Genomic DNA, 16,280 nt, shown 5'->3' with positions numbered 1-16,280 from the left:
GAGCATCCCAGGCCGTTCGTCTGGACGAAGACCGCCGACGAGATCCTCGACAAAGTCGCCACCTACTGCAGACGAATCTCCGACTCAGGACACTAGTTCCGGACCGCCAGTCGACCATCCGCCTCCTGTTGGGAGTCAACTTCCTTGTCTTTCCTGCTTCCTGAGCCCGTTCCTGCTGAGCAGAACGGGCCGTGCGCGCACACCCCGGCGAGCGCCGCGCAGTCCTCGCCGCTGGCCTCCTTACTCCTGCTGGTCATACTCTTGGCCGCGCTGGTCGTCCTGCTCGCCCGCGGGATGAAGCTTGAGGAGGCCCTCGCCATCCTGGGGGCCGGCGGCCTGCTGGCCGCCGAACTGCGTCAGCGTCTGCTCTGACCCGATCCCCTGCCGGGGCCCGTCCCACCGACGGGCCCCGGCCCCGTTCCGGGCTCGGGAAGGAGATGGACGCCGTGGCCCGTCCCATGAAGCAACTGCCCCAGAGCAACAACCCGCTGGTGGCCTTCGCCCGCGACCTCCAGGCGCTGCGCAAGCAGGCCGGCAACCCACCGCTGGCGATGATGGCCGAACACAGCGGCATGTCCACCGCGACGCTGTCGAACGCCCACGCGGGCAAGAAGCTGCCCACCTGGGCGACCGTCAACGGCTACGTCCTGGCCTGCGGCGGCGATCCCGAGAGCTGGAGCGCGCGCTGGGAGAGCCTGCGCCTGGCCGCCGCCGGACTCCCCGGCGATCTGTGCCGCGAGGCGCTGCGCCGCTGGGAGCGTACCGGCACCTTCACCCCACCGCACGCCGCCGACGAGGGCGAGCTGCGTGAGCTCCTGAAGACGCTGCTGGACTTCAACGGACTCAGCCACCGCACCCTTGCCCAGCAGGCGCCCGGCTACTCTCACGTCACGTACGGGGCCGTCCTGCGCGGCGCACGCCCGCTGAAGGCGAAGATCCTCTACCAGATCCTCATCGGCTGCGGCGTCCACTCGATCCGCAGCCAGGAGGCGTGGTTCCACCTCCTGAGCAGCTTCTCCTGGAGGGAAGGCGTGGAAGGCGGCAAGCTGCTGGCCCGGATGGACCAACCCCTGCGGTACGCCGGCGACATCGACATGAAGATGCTCAAGACCGTACTCGAACGCCTCGAGCGCGGCCGGGGGCTGTTCGCCGCCGACATCGTGTCGTACGACAGCACCAACGCCCTGCGCACCGCGTACGAGGACATGCTGGCCCTGCTGCTGAACTCTCTGCAGCGATCGCACACCCAGCTGCCGCGCAAGCTCGGCTACGTCTTCAACCAGGTCGTCGGGGAGCTGCGCAACAGCTCGATTCCCAACCCGGCCGCCATCGCCGCCCTCGTCCCGCTTGCCATGCCGTTCCATCCGCGCCTGCGCACCCGGGTCGTCATGGCGCTGAAGAACGCGGGCGAGCTGCTGCGCAGGGCGGACAACGGTGAACTGAGCCTCCGTGGCGAGTCGGGGCTCCGTCTTCCGCTACCGCCGCTCGCGCCGTTCCAGCGCACCGCGCCGACCGCCTCGTAGGCCCGCGCCGGGCGGGCCGACCGTGTCCTTTCGCCGCTGGGCACCGCCCGGCAGACTGGCTCTCCGCACAGAAGCGATCAAGGGGGAAACCATGGAGTTAGAGCCCACCGAACTGTCCGAGGCGATCAAGGCGGTGCGAGGGGGACTGGCGGCCGCGCAGCAGGACGGGGACGGGTCACCGGTCCGGTTCACGGTCAAGGAGATCGTGCTGGACCTGGGAATCGAGCTGCGGCACACCGCGTCGGCCGGCGGCGGGGTCAAGGCATTCGTGGTCTCCGCGGACGCGAAGGGCGAGCGGGCGAAGACGGCCACGCACCGTATGACGGTCACCCTGGCGGTGGCTCCGGACTGCGAGGGCAGTGACCTGCTGATCGGTGACTTCGGTGGAGGCCGCGGCGGCCCGGTGGACGGCTTGCGGTAGAGGGGGCCGGGCGATGGCGGGGGGAGCGGTCCTGCGGACCGTCGAAGTCAGCAACCAGCACAAGCAGTCGTACGGGACCGGCTGCCTGATTGCGCCCGGCCTGGTGCTCACAGCCCACCACGTGGCCCTGCCCGGAGACGGCAGTGTCGTCACGGTCCGGGACACGGCGAGCGCCGACTTCACCGAGGCAGCGGTGGTGTGGCAGAGCCCCGAGCTGGACGCGGTGCTACTCAAGGCCGACCGCGCTCTGGTCGGCGCCGGTATGGGCGTCGTGCGCTGGGGCGAACTGGTCTGTGACTACCCGGGCTACCGCCCCGTGTGCTCGATGACGGGCTTCCCCAAGGCGATGCGCCGCCGGGCCTCATCCCGTTCCGAGCAGTACGTCGACGACCTGAAGACGGTGGAGGGCACCATCGCCCCGCACACCGGATCCCGCTCACAGCTGTACGGGCTCGAGGTCGACGGCGCCGTGCCGACGGAGGTGAAGAACTGGCAAGGGCTGTCCGGGGCCGGGGTCTTCTGCAACGGCGTACTGATCGGGCTCACCCGCCTGGTCGACCGCCAGTGGGACCGGATCCTCATGGTGCTGCCGCTCTCGCACCTGCTGGCCGCCGACGGCTTCACCAGCGCGGTCACCGCCCACACCGGCATGCCCCCGCGCCTCCAGCCCGCCGACCTACGCCCGCTGATGGACAACGCACCCGACCCGACGCTGTCCTCTACCTACCTGCTCGATCCGCGCTCCCAGGTCACCGACCTCACCGGCGTGCGCGAACTCCTCCAGCGGATCGAGCAGTGGTGCAAAGGCACGGACCGTATCGCCGTCGCCACCGTGACCGGCCTGGGCGGCACGGGCAAGTCCCGCCTCGTCACCGAGGTCCTGCAGCGCCTCACTACGGCGCCCGGCAACCAGCGGCCGTGGAGCGGGGGCTTCCTCGCCGACCACCCCAGCCACACCGACTACCAGGTCCTTGCCGCCGCCAGCTACCCGCTGTTCCTGGCCGTCGACCTCGCAGAGACCCGCCTCTCGCAAATCCGCGACCTCATGGCAGCCCTGGCCGCCTCCCACGACGGTGCCGCAGTCCGTGTCCTGCTCCTGGCCCGCGGACACGACACCTGGTGGCCGGCGCTACGCCGCCACCTGCGCACCCGGAACGTCAGCCCGGCGGGGCAAGCCTTCACCCTTACACCCGACGACGCGCTGGACAGCCAGAGCCCGGAGGACATCTACGTAGAGGCGAAGGCGGCCTTCGCCCGCCGCATCCGGCTGCTCCAGCAGGCCGGACACGGCGACGACACCTGGCCGGACCGTGTCGTCGCCGACGCACCGCGCCTCTACGGCGCCGGCATCGAGCACGCCGCCCGGCAGCCGGTGATCTACCACCACATCGCCGCGCTCGCCGATGTGCTGGCCCACGCCAACCCCGAGTTCGCCCTGAAGGACCACCCCATGGAGGTTCTGCTCGCGAACGAAGTTGAATACGTACGGCGCGTCGCCGAAGCCCGCCTGCCGGGAACCGTCGACGACCAGCTGCTCCGCACCCTGGTCACCGCCCAGTTCCTCGCCGGAGCGCGCACCGCGCGGGACGGCCGGGCCGCCGTCCGCGCGGGCTTCGACGTCCATCACCGCGGCTACGGGATCACCGCCCCTCCCGACGCGCGCCAGCTGGCCGCGCTCGACGACGTCCTGACCGCCGCCTACCCGGCCACCGACGGAGCCCACTGGGGCGCCGTCGGCGAACCGCTGGCCGCCGCCTGGCTTGCCGAAGTCGAGACCGACAGCGGCGAGGAGTTCATCGAAGCCTTCCTGCAGCACGACTCCCTCGCCACCGAGCAGCGCCACCAGACCCTCAGCACCGTCGCCCGCACCGCACACGACCAGCCCGGCCTCGCCGCCGGTGCCCATCGGGCCGTTGCCGCCGACCCCGAATGCCTGCTGCTGCTCGCGGCCCAGACCGTCACCGCTGAACTCGGCACCGACCATGCCCGCCAGTGGCTCGCCGGCCTCGAACACGCCGTCGCCGACCGCGCTGCGGACCCGTACGCCGACCCCGACACCTACCAGTGGGCCACCAGCCTCATCAGCGAAGTCCAGGAGCGGACAGCCGCCGACAGAGACGACCTGGAGGAGCTGATCGGCGCACCCCTCGCCCAGGAGCCCGATCCCCCAGAACCGCCGGCCCCCGAGCCAGGCTCAACCGCGCCTGCTCCCGACGCCCACCCCGCCCGGGTCAAACCACAGGTGGGCTGGCTCATCCGGTACGTCGTCGGCGTCCTTGGCCTTGGCCACCTGACGCTGGTCGCAGCCGTCCCCGCCGCTGCCGCTCTCAGCACCAGCATCGGGGACGACGGATGGGTCCTGTGGTTCCTCGTCCCCCTGAACGTATTCATGCACCTGACCGTCGCGAGCGTCTTCGGGGGCCGCCAACTGGGAACCGTTCTGTTCGCCTGGATCGTGCCGCTCCTCACGATCGGGCTGACGACCTCGTCCGCCTTCATGGTCGATCGGCCCTGGCCTGCGGGCTGGCCCCCGCAATGGCTCCTGTGGCCGACCCTCTTCGCCTTCGGCCTCACAGCCCTGACCTTCGCCTGGCGCTTCGAGTTCGGCCAGCTCCCAGACACCCGACGGCCGACCGTCTCCGAGGATCTGCCGGGGTGAGGGCCTTCTCATCCAGCGCAGCACCGCCACGGCCGATCCGCGGGCGAATGCTTCGGTCAGGCTGATGCGGTAGCCGTCCGCTTCCATCAGCACGACGGTGACGCCGAACGGGTCGGGGTGGTCCAGCTTGGCTTTGTACACGAGAACGGGAGTCGTTTGTCGACGGCTTCGGGAGTCACCCTGGGCCGGTCCCTTGATCAACGTCGATGAGTTTGGGAGTCACTCGCGGCTCGGTGGAGGGGTTGACGGGCGGGAGTAGCTGAGGTGCAGGCAATCCTGGTGAGGTTGATCCCGGGCGTTCCGGAGGGACGGCTACGACTCCGCGGTCAGAGCTCGCCGCGGCGTGCGAGCTGCTTCACCGCGTTCTCACGGATGATCTCGTTCTCGGCGTCGCGCAAGCCCTCGAGGGCCTCCCAGGCCTCCGGGCCGGGAATGCCGCCGAGTGCCCAGATCGCCTTCACCGCGAGCGCCCGGTTCTCATCCCAGTCCAGGTGCTCGGGAACCCAGTGAGTCGCCAAGACCAGCGTCGGCACAGTCTTGGGCGAGCGGAGCTTGCCCAGCGTGGACACGATGTCCTCGTGCTCCCTGTGCCATTCGGCAGGGAACAGCTCAGTCAACGGCTCCAGGAACTCCTCGGCCGGGGCGCCGGCGGCGGCCTTGACGATCAACGCCATCTCGACGTCGTCGGCGTCCCGGCGCTCCATGGCGTCCCGGAGCAGCCGGAGCGCCAGGGCCCCACCGTCGGACTCGCCGAAGTGGGCGAGCACCTCGTCGAGCGTGCGCGTCCGACCCACACCTGGTACGAACGCCAGGCCCATGACCAGATCCTGCTCGTCAGGCGTCATCGCCTGACCACCTCCCATGCCGTCATGTTCTCGTTGAAGAGCTTGAGCGCGTCACGGCCAGTGGGCCGATGTTCACCCCGCAGATGAAGTGGTCCCTGGCTCGGGCAGAGGAGATCGCTGATCTAGTGCTGTGACTGCATAGGTTCACCGGCATGGCGTGGCAGCATGGCCATGTCGGTGAACCATTCCCGGACTGCCCGCCCGTGGACGAGCCAGCGGTGGCGGGGCAGGGGCCTGACGAAACTTGTGCAGGGTCGGCGAGCGCGGGGTCAGAACCAGTGCAGGCAGTGCGGCGGGCGCTCGGCGCGGAAGAGGGCGTCAGCGAGGGTGGCCGCGCCTGGGCGGTGGGCCCGAATGTGCCCGGCACGCACGAGCGTGCTGGGGGCGGTGCCGCCGAGGTAGACCGAGCCCAGGTCGCTGATGTCCAGGGACAGGTCGGGCTCCCGGTCCGTCGGGACGCAGTCGGCTTTGCCGTCCCGGACGGTCAGCAGGTAGCGGCCGTGCTCGCCGAGGAACGGGTCGTCGACGTCGAGGACGAGCTCGCCGTCGGTGAACCATCCGCGCGCGGTCAGCGCACGCGGGACGTCCAGCAGCCGCACCCAGAGCCAGTCGTCGTCGCTCACCTGGCCGGCACGGAAGTCCGCAAGCTGCCAGCGCAGCGGGTGTTCGAGCGGGAGGTTCTTGAACACGACCTGAGTGACCAGATCATGTCCGAGCACGAACCGGGCCAGGGCCGTGAAGACGGCATCGTCGGTGGCGATGGTCTCATCGACCGTCAGGGTGCCGGACTCGACGGAGTAGCTGGCGTACCCGTCCGGGACGCCGTCAGCGTCCCGGTGGACGGCGACGTAACGCGGCGCCGAAGAGACCGGGGGCCGCCCTGCACCCAAGGCCCACCAGCGGTGCGGCCGTGACAACGCGCCGGGCTGCGCGCGGCGGTACCGGTCGTAGACCCCTTCCAGGATCTCGCCGCACTCGGCACGCCGCAGCAGCTCGACCGAGCCCGCGTCCGATCCGGCCGCTGGGGCGCCGGCCGTTCCACGCGCCCGGGGCAAAGTGAACGCGGCCTGGTCGCGCGGCACCGTCAGCCGCTGCGCGTAGGTCGCCGGTCCGTAGCCGAACCTTCCGTAGATCGGGAACTCGGAAGCCAGCAGTACGGAGAGGAATTCCCCTCGGCCCCGCAGCTCGGCGAGCTGATGCCGCATCATCGCGCGGAGCACGCCCTGGCGCCGGTGCGACGGCAGGACACCGACGAAGCTCACCCCGGAGACCGGGGCAAGGATGTCACCGGGCAGGGTCAGCTCGAAGGAGTACGCACCAGCAGTGCCGACGGCCCGCCCGCCCGCCGTCATGGCGAGCAGGCTGCGGTCCATTTCGAGCGCCGACCACCAGAGTCCGCCGCCGCCCTCGGCCGGGGTTTGCGGGAAGAGCCCGAACGCGGCATGGAGTGTGTCGACGAAGACGTCGAGATCCTTGTCGGTCGTAGGCCGGATCTCCATTGTTGCCACAGCCTCCTCGAAATACCGGCACCATGATCATGGTGTCCCGCCACAGTGCAGCGTCGGCCCGTGCTCAGGTCAAACGAATTACGGCCGGGCTCTCAGCCGGACAGAGCACCGCCCGGTCCCCGCCCGGCCCCGGCGCGACGCCGCATGAGTCGCGGTGGACGGGGTCGGCGGCGGTGCTCCCCGCGCGTGAGCGAAGGCGTCAGGCTGTGACCGGCAGTGGTCTGCCGCCCCAGGTGAAGCACAGCTCGACCTTGTTGCGGGCCGCCCAGCGCCGGATCCGCCAATTCGCAGGGGCGGAGAGACTGTCGAGGGACACATAGACGGGGGCACCGTCCGGGCGTGCGGCCCGGATGGACCGCAGAGCCGCCCAGGTGTGGTCGATGCCTTTGCGCCGGCGGTTGACGCCCCAGAGCCGGTCGTCGCCGACCGAGTAGCAACCCGTACCCGGGCAGCTGGCCGACCGGCCGTCTCACTGGTCGCGCCGTTGTGCGCTGGTGACGGCGAGCACGGATGCGGTGAGCGCCCACACCGCGTAGACGGTCCAAGCTCCGCCGGTCGTCCACGGGAAGTCGGTCTGGCGGGAGCCGACCTCCACGTGCCGCAACCACGCCTGATAGAGCGTGGCGTGCCCGGCGACCGCCGACCAGTGGCGGCCGTCGGTGAAGACGATGGGCAGCACGAGGATGACCGCCACCGTGGCGATCATGGTGGCCGAGGTGTGCCTGATGAGGGAGCCGATGGCCATGCCGACGACCGCGCACACGGGCGCGAGGAGGGCGGACGCCACTACGACACGCAGGGCGCCCGGGTAGCTGATCGATATGCCGGCGTCCCGGCCGTCGAGGATCGCCTGCGTCAGGCTGAACGAGGACACCGCGACGATCGCGCCGAAGACGGTGGTGACCGCGGTGACGACCACCGTTTTGGCGGCCATCACCGAACGGCGGGCCGGAACGGCCGCGAACGTTGTACGAATGGTGCCCGTGCTGTACTCGCCGATGATCGCGAGTGCGCCGAGGGCACCGAGGGCGAGCATCATGACCATGGCGGCGTTCGCCGTGAACGCCTCCTGCAGCGCAATTCCGGCCCGGACGTAGTCGGCCCGGTCCGCCGCGCTCCGCTGTGGCCAGTAGTTGTAGGTGTCGTAGGCGGTTCCCGCGTTGAACGCGATGACGGCCAGGGCGGTGGCCCCGTACGCGATCCAGGTCGAGCGCAGCGACCGAAGCTTGATCCACTCGGCGGCCACCAGGTCGTAAAAGCGGGCGCGGGGTTCGTCGGCGCCAAGTCCGCCAACGGGAGCGTACGTCGTAGTCACTGCGGGTCTCCTGCGAGGTATTGCACGCTGTCGGCGGTGAGCTCCATGAACGCCTCTTCCAATGAGGCGGACCGGGTGCTGAGGTGATGCAGCAAAATGCGGTGCTCCCTGGCGATCTCACCGATCCGGACCGCGGTCACACCGGTCACAGCAAGCAGGTCGCCCGCCGTGTCCACGGCCGCGCCCTCGGCCGTCAGCAGATCTCTCAGGACGGCAGCGGCGGGCGTGCCCACCGTGACGCTCTGCCGGGTGCCGCGAGCGGAGAACTCCGTGAGGCTTTCCGCCGCGATCAGCTCGCCGCGGCCGATGACGATCAGCTGGTCGGCGGTGTGCTCCATCTCGGACATGAGATGACTGGAGACAAACACCGTTCGGCCCTCGGCAGCGAGACGCCTGAACAGGTCACGCACCCACTTCACGCCTTCCGGGTCGAGGCCGTTGAGCGGCTCGTCGAAGAGCAGTACCGGGGGTTCGCCGAGCAGGGCGGAAGCGATGCCGAGCCGCTGCTTCATGCCGAGCGAGAATCCGCCGATGCGGCGCCGGGCGACCTCGGCGAGGCCGACCTCCCGCAGCACCTCCTCCACCCGGCGCTGCGGGATGCGGTTGCTGCGGGCCAGGGCGGACAGCTGCGCCACCGCGCTGCGCCCGCCGTGCACATCGTGCGCGTCGAGAAGGGAGCCGACATGACGCAGGCCGCGGGGGCGGTCGCGAAAGGAGCGTCCGTCGACGGTGACGGTGCCGCTGGTGGGCTCATGCAAGCCGAGGATCATCCGCAGCGTGGTGCTCTTGCCGGCGCCGTTCGGGCCGAGAAACCCGGTCACCTGGCCGGGCCGCACGGTGAAGGTCAGATCTTTGACGGCCGTCGTGCCGCCGTATCGCTTCGTGAGCTCGTTGACTTCGATCACGGGGACAACGGTGCCGGTGGGCGACCCCGCCCGTAATCGGACCACCGATGACAATCGCAGAGGACGGGTGTCAACCCTGGTTGTACGGCCACGGTCGGATGTGCCGTCAGGCGCAGGTGCTTACGATCAATGCATGTCCGTCTCACCGCCGCTGCCGTTGCCGCTGCTCAAACGCATACCGCCGGGCCTGTGGACGGCACTGGCGTGGTATGCGGCAGCAGTGGAACCCATCGTCGAGTACGTAGTGATGCCGCAAGTGCCGACGTACTCGCCCAACTACCCCCAGGACGGACTCGACTCGCTCGGAGCCCAGGCGCTGCTCGCCGTCGCCTTCGTGCTGATCCTGGCCGGCAGCGCGGTGCTGCGCCGCAGAACCTTTGCGGCGTACGGTCTGGTGATCGTCGGTACGGTCATCTCGACGGTGGCCTGGCGCCAGGATGAGATTCCGCCCACGCAGTTCCTGGCCGTGGATGTCGCCCTCTGCTACATCGCAGCCAACCGGCCTCGGCGGAGCTCGCTCACCGCGGCCGCCGCAGCGCTCGGCACACTCGCCGGCTACCTCGTCCTGCGGTTGATCACGGGCGACGATTCCAGCATCGCGCAGGAGCCGCTCGTGGCCCTGACCGTGGTCATCGCCTGGCTCATCGGCAATTCGTCGCATCAGGCCCGTGCCCACACCGCAGAGTTGCACGCCCGGGCCGCCGCCGAGGCCGTCACCGCCGAACGGCTGCGCATCGCCCGCGAGATGCACGACACCGTCGCCCACAGCATCGGCATCATCGCCTTGCAGGCCGGCGCCGCGGCCCGGGTCATCGAAACCCAGCCGGCCAAAGCCCGCGAGGCGATACTCACCGTGGAGATGGCCGGCCGCGAGACGCTGTCCGGGCTGCGAAGGATGCTCGGCGCGCTGCGCCAGGCCGACCAGGATGAGGAACGCCAAGGCCGCGCGCACGCGCCAGTACCCCTGCGGCCGGCTGCCGGCCTGGCGCACGTGGAACAGCTCGCCGCGACGACCACGGCCGCCGGCGTCCGCGTGGAGGTGCGGTGGCAGGGCAGGCGCCGCCCGCTGCCAGCCGACATCGACCTCGCGGCGTTCCGGATCGTCCAGGAGTCGGTGACCAACGCCGTACGGCACTCGGGTGCCGATTCCTGCCAGGTGCGCCTCGACTACCGCGCGGACGAACTCGCCGTCGAGGTCTCGGACCGAGGCAAAGGCGGCGGCACCAGCACGGAAACCGGATACGGCCTGATCGGCATGCGCGAGCGGGCCGCCCTGCTGCACGGCGATTTCACGGCCGGGCCCCGTCCCGGGGGCGGCTTCCTGGTAGCGGCCAGACTCCCGGTACCGGCAGGGACCGAGGCAGAAGCGAAGGCGGGAGCCAGATGACCATCCGTGTCGTGCTCACCGATGACCAGCCCTTGGTCCGGGCCGCCCTGCAGATGGTCATCACCGACACCGCGGACATCGAGGTGGTGGGCGAGGCAGAAGACGGCGCGGAAGCGGTACGGCTGACGGAAGAGCTCGTTCCCGACGTCGTCGTGATGGACCTCCGGATGCCCGGCATGGACGGCATCGAGGCCACCCAGCTGATCACGACGGGCGCCGGCTCCACACGCGTCGTCGTCCTCACGACCTTCGACGACGACGACTACGTCTACGGGGCGCTGCACGCCGGCGCGTCCGGATTCCTCGTCAAGGACATGGCCCTGGACGACATCCTCGCCGCAATCCGGATCGTTGCCGCCGGGGACGCTCTGATCGCACCAACAGTCACACGCCGGCTGATCAAAGAGTTCACCACCCGACCCGCAGCGTCACCGCCGCGGCGGTCGGAGCTCGACGGCATCACCGCCCGGGAACGCGAGGTGCTGACCCTCGTCGGCAGGGGCCTGTCCAATACGGAGATCGCAGGCGAGCTCTCCATCAGCATCGCCACCGCCAAGACCTACCTGACCCGCCTACTCGCCAAGCTCAATGCCCGCGACCGGGTGCAGCTAGTGATCCTGGCCTATGAGGCGGGTCTGGTGGCAACATCCCGGTGAGTGGGCGGGCTCCCCGCACAGCGGGCACCGGCGGACGGTGCGCGATCCACGCGAGTCCGATCCAACCTCGCCTGCCGTCAGTGCACAGGTTGATCAAGGTTCTGGCTCCCCGTCGACTGTCACCGGGGGCCAGAAGGCTGGTCAGCTCGGCGATGGCCGCCGGTGAGGGCTTGAAGTAACGGCGGAGGTTCTCCGGCTTCTTGTGCCGCGACTTGGCCATCAGCATCAGCAGCGACGCACCTTGCTCGCCGAGGTGGCTCAGACGCCGGGCGGGAGCTCGCTGTCCTCGGCGGCCTTCCCCACCTCACCTCCGCCGTGGTCCACGGTGATCTCGGTGGGGAAAATGTGCTGTGGGAGACCGTCGACGGGCTGCCGCGGCTCAGCGGAGTGGTCGACTGGGACGAGGTCGCTCTCGGCGACCAGGCCGAGGACCTCGCCGTGATCGGCGCCGGCTACGGCGAGGAACTGCTCGGCAGGGTGCTCGCCCTCGGCGGCGGGCCACAGGGCGGTGACGTGGCCGACCGGATTGCCACGATCCGCGGCACCTTCGCCCTGCAGCAGGCCCTCTACGCGCAGCGCGACGGTGACAGGGAGGAGCTGGCCGACGGGCTGACCGGCTACCGCTGAGTACATGCCGCCCGTTCCTGCACCGTGGCCCTCTTCTCACACCACCGCCTGCCGCTCTCGGGCAGGGCCGACAGCGGGCCGTAGCGGGTAACGGCGGATAATCACACACTTTCGGGCGCCAGACTCCGCCGTTAAGAGCGACTCCAAGCCGATTAGCCCAACCACCGCCAGGGGGTCAAGCAGCACTCACCAGTCGCACCCCCGCCGGGCGGACTGCTCGTGTCACCAGCGTCGGGCCAGCTCGATAACCGGGCGGTGAGCCGACAGGTCAACTGCGTCCGCAACAACGGGCCGCATCTCCTCGCCCCGCCTGACGCCCGCCCGCCCCCAAGTGCTGCCCGCCGCGGTCCGCTGCGTGCCAGCCCGTAGGCTCTTGATCATGGGAGTGGACATCACGGCCGTCATAGTGGACTGGGCCGAACTGGAGAACATCCCCGTCCCGGAGCGCAGGTGCGCGCTCATTGAAGCCGCAGATCCGGACGACTACGACGGAGCACTAGAAGACGGATGGGCCTGGCTGCCTCCCGCCCCCGACTGCTTCCCATCCTGGTGCGCCCGGTACGAGTTCGGCGGCACGCTCGGATCATTCAAGCCCCACTTCTGGGCCGGCGAGCACTGGGAGGCTGTGCGCGGGCACGCCCCGGAAGAGCTGCGCACTGCGCTGGACACCTTCCTCGCCGGCCTGTTCTGGGTTCCGCCCGGCTCGGACGACGATCTGCAGGACGAGGACGGCGCCGAACCCTGGTACGGCGCCACGTGGGCCTACTGCACGCCCTCGGACATACCGGCCCTGGCCCACGCGTGGAGTGCCGTCGGACCTCAGCTCGAAGCGCTGCGTGCACCCTTCGACGCCCACGCGGCCAAACCCGGGAAATGCGTCGGCAGGTTCGAGGAATTCACCATGCTGCTTCGCGGATGGGCCGAGGTCGTCGAAGAAGCCCGCCGTCGCGGATGGGGACTGGTCGGGTTGCCGATCTGAACCGCCCCGACCGTCCAAACGGCCGGGGGCCCGGCCGGGCCAGGAGTGTGGGCACGTGCGCCGCACGGTCACGGCCGTGCACCCGGGGGAAGCGAAGCCGGCGCTGTACCTCGTCGGTCCCAGCTGGCGCGGGGGAAGACGGTCAACAAGCAACAGGCCGACCCCGCACGGCAGATGGCGCATGGAGAACGTGGCTTACGGAGGGGCACTCCCGGGCGTGGTTCTGGTGCTGATCCGCCGCGGACGCGCCCGGCGGGGCGGTAGGGTCCTGAGTCAGGCGCACCGTGTGTGCGCTCCCCTCCACGAGGAGCCGTCGATCGGGCTTCTCGCCCAGGGGGTCCGATCCGGGCCTCCTCCGGCGCGGCCGCCGGCAACGGTCGCAACCCGTTGGAGGGGAGCGCGCGATGGCGCGTCACCGCAAGAAGCCTTTGCATGAACGGATCGCTGCGGTGGTTCGGGAGTTGTGGAGGTGGATGCGGGGCCGGTGACCGGCCGCCCTCCGAGAGACTGAGGGCGGCCATTAAGGCACCGGTTCGGTCCTCGCCCGCGATTTTGCCGGTCCCGGGCGGGGACCACTCCACTGCCCACAGTAGCGCCCCGGGCCGCTGCCGTCAGCCCTGCCGGGCCACGTGGCCCGGCAGGGCTGCAGCGGATTCTCCCTCTGCTGGCGGAAGGCGTGCCCGCTCAGCACCCGTGGTGGTCGAGTACTGCCCGGGTCGCCCTACGGCTGCCCGCTCGGCGAGGACAACACCTGGTGGCCCCGAGTCCATCCGCCGCCCCCCGCGGATATCACGCGTGAGGACGGGACGCGTACCCTCCGGCTCGACGAGACCGCCGTCCTCACGCCCTGGCGCGGCACCGGCACCGCCCGCAAGGTCCACGACCACCTGCTGGCCGGCTGGACAGGGCGGGCGACCCTCATGGTCAACCCGCTCGCCGGCAACGGAAAGGTGCAAGCGGTCTACGAGCGATGGGGGTACGTACCCGTCGGGCACGCTCAGCCCCAGGACACCGCCCCCGTCCTGACCGTCATGATCCGCCCCGGCCAGCTGGCCACCTGGCCACCTGGCAGCCCAGCTGACAACCGCTGCACCAGCCGGTACAGAACTCGTACTCAGCAAGGAGACGGGAAACGGGCACGTCACGAGGCATTGGCCCTGTTGGGTCCAATGGGGGCAACAGCTTGACCCCGTGCCTTTTCCCATGGTCACGGCCCTTGATCAGGAGGCGGTCAAGGGGTGCTGACGCTCGATCCGGAGGCGTGGCTGGGGCCGGTGGTTCGCTGAGTCAGCAGGAACCAGCGGTGTCACTTTCTGCCCTGGTCTACGCGCACGCGCGCGTAAGGGTGGCGGTGGCACGAGTTTCCCCGGGCGACGACGCCACTCACACGCGGACGCGGAGAACGTGCCGGAGGCGGCATCCTGTGAGGCCGGGTGGCGACCTTCGCCGCCGTCAACCTTCGGCATCACCTTTACGCGCCACGCCGGGAGGCCGGCCGAGGCCCCGGGCCGCTGGGACCATCCCGCCATGTCCTGCACCTGCGCCGCCAGCTTCACTGTCCAGCTCCACGACGGCGGCACCCGGTACCCCGTGATCCCGACCGACCGGCATACCGAGATCTCGTACTACTTCGACGCGCGGTGCACCAGGTGCGGCGCCAAGTACGGGGACCCATTCGCGAGGGTCGACAACGAGGGCCAGGTCCTCGCCGACCATATGCAGGCCGTGCCGCTGGTCGACCGCATGTGGTTCAGCAAGCAGTGCGGCCCCTTCACCTGTGGCTGCGATCAGGAGTCGTTGGCAGTCGATTCTGCGATTTCAGGGCCGTGACCCCTTGACCGACCCCTTGACCGGCAGGTGGTCAAGGGGGGCTCGCCCGCACGATCCGTTTCGGGGCGGGGGCGGAAACGGTCCTCAGCGCAGGACGTTGGCCCAGTGGCTCAAGACCGCGGGAAGTTCCTCGGCGTCCACCCACGCCCGGAACAACTGCTCGCCCTGGTGCTCTGGGTGCCGGTGTACACGCCGACAATCACGCGGTCGTGCATGAGCGCGTCATCTCGGCACTCGAAGTTCTCCGCCCACACCACCACGTGCCCCTGTCGGTACGTCAGCGGCCCAATCTCATGCATGTCTCCGGCCTTGGCATTGGTACCTGCATCTACATCCATGCTCGGAACCCTATGCGCGCTCCCCGCATGCCGGGGCCGAGACCAAAGATCCGTTCAACCGAGGGGGCGGAAACGATCCCTCGTACCCTCTGCAACCGCAGGTGTCGAAACCTTGTCTCCATCGACATGACACTGAACCCGCGGCCGCGATCAACTGCGGGTGATCGAGAGCTGCGCCTGTGGAAGGTCGGCCGTGCCCTGGCCATCACCTTCGTCGCCGCCGTCCTGGTCGCGGGAGGCGTCTTCTACAGCTTGGTGGTCCTTTTAGACTTCCGAGGGATCGACCGCACCACGAAGCTCGACGCGAAGACACTCTTCGACTTGGTGAAGCTCTCCTTCGGCGTGGTCGCCGGGGCTGGCGCGCTCGTCGCTCTGGTCGTCGCCTACCGCCGCCAGCGCGTCGACGAGGCCGGCGCCCATCGGGAAGCCACCCGGTTGCACACCGAGCGTTTCTCTCAGGCCGTCGACAAACTCGGATCCGACTCACCCGCAGTGCGGCTCGGCGGCGTTCATGCCCTGGCTGGCCTCGCCGACGACGCCCCCGATGACAATCTGCGCCAGACCTGCATAGACGTCCTCTGCGCCTACCTCCGTCTCCCCTTCCCCTCCGACCCAGGTGACCTGCCTGACCCCTTGCCCGACGGGACCTCACCCACCGAAGAACGGCGCAACGCCCACCAGGACAAGACGGATTTGTACCGGGCACTGCGCGAGGTCCGGCGTACGGTCCTGCGTCTCATCGGCGACCACTACCGCATCCCCCAAGGCACTCACCGCTCCTGGCAAGGCAGCGATCTTGACCTCACTGGCGTCACCATCGACGGCAGCATCGACTTCGGCGGCGCGGTCTTCTCCGGCGGCAAGGTGTCCTTCGGCGGCGCGGTCTTCTCCGGCGGCAGAGTGCTCTTCAACGGTGCGAGGTTCTCTGGCGGCGTGGTGTCCTTCGTCGGCGCGAGGTTCTCCGGCGGCATGGTGTCCTTCAACGACGCGACATTCTCCGACGGCAGGGTGTCCTTCAGCGGCGCGAGGTTCTCCGGCGGCATGGTGTACTTCGCCAGCGCGGCGTTCTCCGGCGGCGTGGTGTCCTTCGTCGGCGCGAGGTTCTCCGGCGGCGTGGTGTACTTCGCCAGCGCGGCGTTCTCCGGCGGCGTGGTGGACTTCACTTCAACAACAGGTCACGCTCCGGTGGGGCTCCTTACTGGTCATTTCAGAATGCGCCCGGTGGATGGTCTTGGCAGGCGGGCTCGGTGGCGGCAGAGTTGTGCGGGTGTCGGATGACCTTGTGCC

13 protein-coding genes and 3 pseudogenes are annotated in these 16,280 nt (G+C 69.6%); 10 read left to right on the top strand and 6 right to left on the bottom strand.

All coding sequences use genetic code 11. From position 1 onward, the window contains the following. The first annotated feature begins 144 nt into the window (after nt 1-144). From ABZ951_RS31750 to ABZ951_RS31735, 4 genes are all read left to right on the top strand, one after another. Entirely contained in the window at nt 145-372 is a 228-nt protein-coding gene (locus ABZ951_RS31750; protein WP_344097221.1) for a hypothetical protein, read from the top strand. A gap of 74 nt (nt 373-446) precedes the next feature. Next, entirely contained in the window at nt 447-1,523 is a 1,077-nt protein-coding gene (locus ABZ951_RS31745) for a hypothetical protein (protein WP_344097218.1), read from the top strand. Between the two features lie 91 nt (nt 1,524-1,614). Further along, entirely contained in the window at nt 1,615-1,944 is a 330-nt protein-coding gene (locus ABZ951_RS31740; protein WP_344097216.1) for a trypco2 family protein, read from the top strand. 13 nt (nt 1,945-1,957) lie between these two features. Continuing rightward, the gene (locus ABZ951_RS31735) at nt 1,958-4,603 is read left to right on the top strand and encodes a serine protease (RefSeq protein WP_344097214.1); all 2,646 of its coding nucleotides are present in this window, start codon (nt 1,958-1,960) and stop codon (nt 4,601-4,603) included. Between the two features lie 326 nt (nt 4,604-4,929). Here the strand turns inward: ABZ951_RS31735 and ABZ951_RS31730 are convergent, their stop codons facing one another. From ABZ951_RS31730 to ABZ951_RS31710, 5 genes and pseudogenes are all read right to left on the bottom strand, one after another. Continuing rightward, nucleotides 4,930-5,448: a HEAT repeat domain-containing protein gene (locus ABZ951_RS31730; protein WP_344097212.1), complete on the bottom strand. Its 519-nt coding sequence runs from the start codon at nt 5,446-5,448 to the stop codon at nt 4,930-4,932. 269 nt (nt 5,449-5,717) lie between these two features. Further along, nucleotides 5,718-6,947: a GNAT family N-acetyltransferase gene (locus ABZ951_RS31725; protein ID WP_344097210.1), complete on the bottom strand. Its 1,230-nt coding sequence runs from the start codon at nt 6,945-6,947 to the stop codon at nt 5,718-5,720. 241 nt (nt 6,948-7,188) lie between these two features. Beyond that, a pseudogene (locus tag ABZ951_RS31720) lies at nt 7,189-7,395 on the bottom strand (IS630 family transposase); the annotation flags it as partial. A 30-nt stretch (nt 7,396-7,425) separates the two neighbouring features. Beyond that, entirely contained in the window at nt 7,426-8,271 is an 846-nt protein-coding gene (locus ABZ951_RS31715) for an ABC transporter permease subunit (protein WP_344097208.1), read from the bottom strand. Then, on the bottom strand, nt 8,268-9,176 hold the full coding sequence (locus tag ABZ951_RS31710; protein ID WP_344097205.1) for an ABC transporter ATP-binding protein: 909 nt from the start codon (nt 9,174-9,176) through the stop codon (nt 8,268-8,270). Before ABZ951_RS31710 ends, ABZ951_RS31715 begins: the two co-directional genes overlap by 4 nt. A gap of 133 nt (nt 9,177-9,309) precedes the next feature. Between ABZ951_RS31710 and ABZ951_RS31705 the strand changes: the two genes are divergently transcribed. Together ABZ951_RS31705 and ABZ951_RS31700 are read left to right on the top strand one after the other, a co-directional pair. Beyond that, nucleotides 9,310-10,563, top strand: a complete 1,254-nt coding sequence (locus ABZ951_RS31705) for a sensor histidine kinase (RefSeq protein WP_344097203.1) — start codon at nt 9,310-9,312, stop codon at nt 10,561-10,563. Further along, nucleotides 10,560-11,219: a response regulator transcription factor gene (locus tag ABZ951_RS31700; RefSeq protein WP_344097201.1), complete on the top strand. Its 660-nt coding sequence runs from the start codon at nt 10,560-10,562 to the stop codon at nt 11,217-11,219. The genes ABZ951_RS31705 and ABZ951_RS31700 overlap by 4 nt, the downstream gene beginning before the upstream one ends. Before the next feature lie 109 nt (nt 11,220-11,328). Here the strand turns inward: ABZ951_RS31700 and ABZ951_RS31695 are convergent. Further along, nucleotides 11,329-11,481, bottom strand: a pseudogene (locus ABZ951_RS31695) (site-specific integrase); the annotation flags it as partial. Here ABZ951_RS31695 and ABZ951_RS31690 point away from each other — a divergent pair. The 4 genes and pseudogenes from ABZ951_RS31690 to ABZ951_RS31675 all read left to right on the top strand — a co-directional run. After that, nucleotides 11,472-11,846 (top strand): annotated as a pseudogene (locus tag ABZ951_RS31690) (phosphotransferase); the annotation flags it as partial. The pseudogenes ABZ951_RS31695 and ABZ951_RS31690 sit on opposite strands and share 10 nt — an antisense overlap. A 379-nt stretch (nt 11,847-12,225) precedes the next feature. Beyond that, the gene (locus tag ABZ951_RS31685; RefSeq protein ID WP_344097198.1) at nt 12,226-12,825 is read left to right on the top strand and encodes a hypothetical protein; all 600 of its coding nucleotides are present in this window, start codon (nt 12,226-12,228) and stop codon (nt 12,823-12,825) included. A gap of 1,527 nt (nt 12,826-14,352) precedes the next feature. After that, on the top strand, nt 14,353-14,655 hold the full coding sequence (locus tag ABZ951_RS31680; protein WP_344097196.1) for a hypothetical protein: 303 nt from the start codon (nt 14,353-14,355) through the stop codon (nt 14,653-14,655). A 464-nt stretch (nt 14,656-15,119) separates the two neighbouring features. Then, nucleotides 15,120-16,271, top strand: coding sequence for a pentapeptide repeat-containing protein (locus tag ABZ951_RS31675; RefSeq protein ID WP_344097194.1), 1,152 nt, complete (start codon nt 15,120-15,122; stop codon nt 16,269-16,271). Nucleotides 16,272-16,280: the final 9 nt, after the last annotated feature.

The sequence above is a fragment of the Streptomyces sp. NPDC046215 genome (genome assembly GCF_040646215.1).
GTDB classification, from domain to species: Bacteria; Actinomycetota; Actinomycetes; order Streptomycetales; family Streptomycetaceae; genus Streptomyces; species Streptomyces stramineus.
This window is presented reverse-complemented; position numbering and strand designations above follow the sequence as displayed.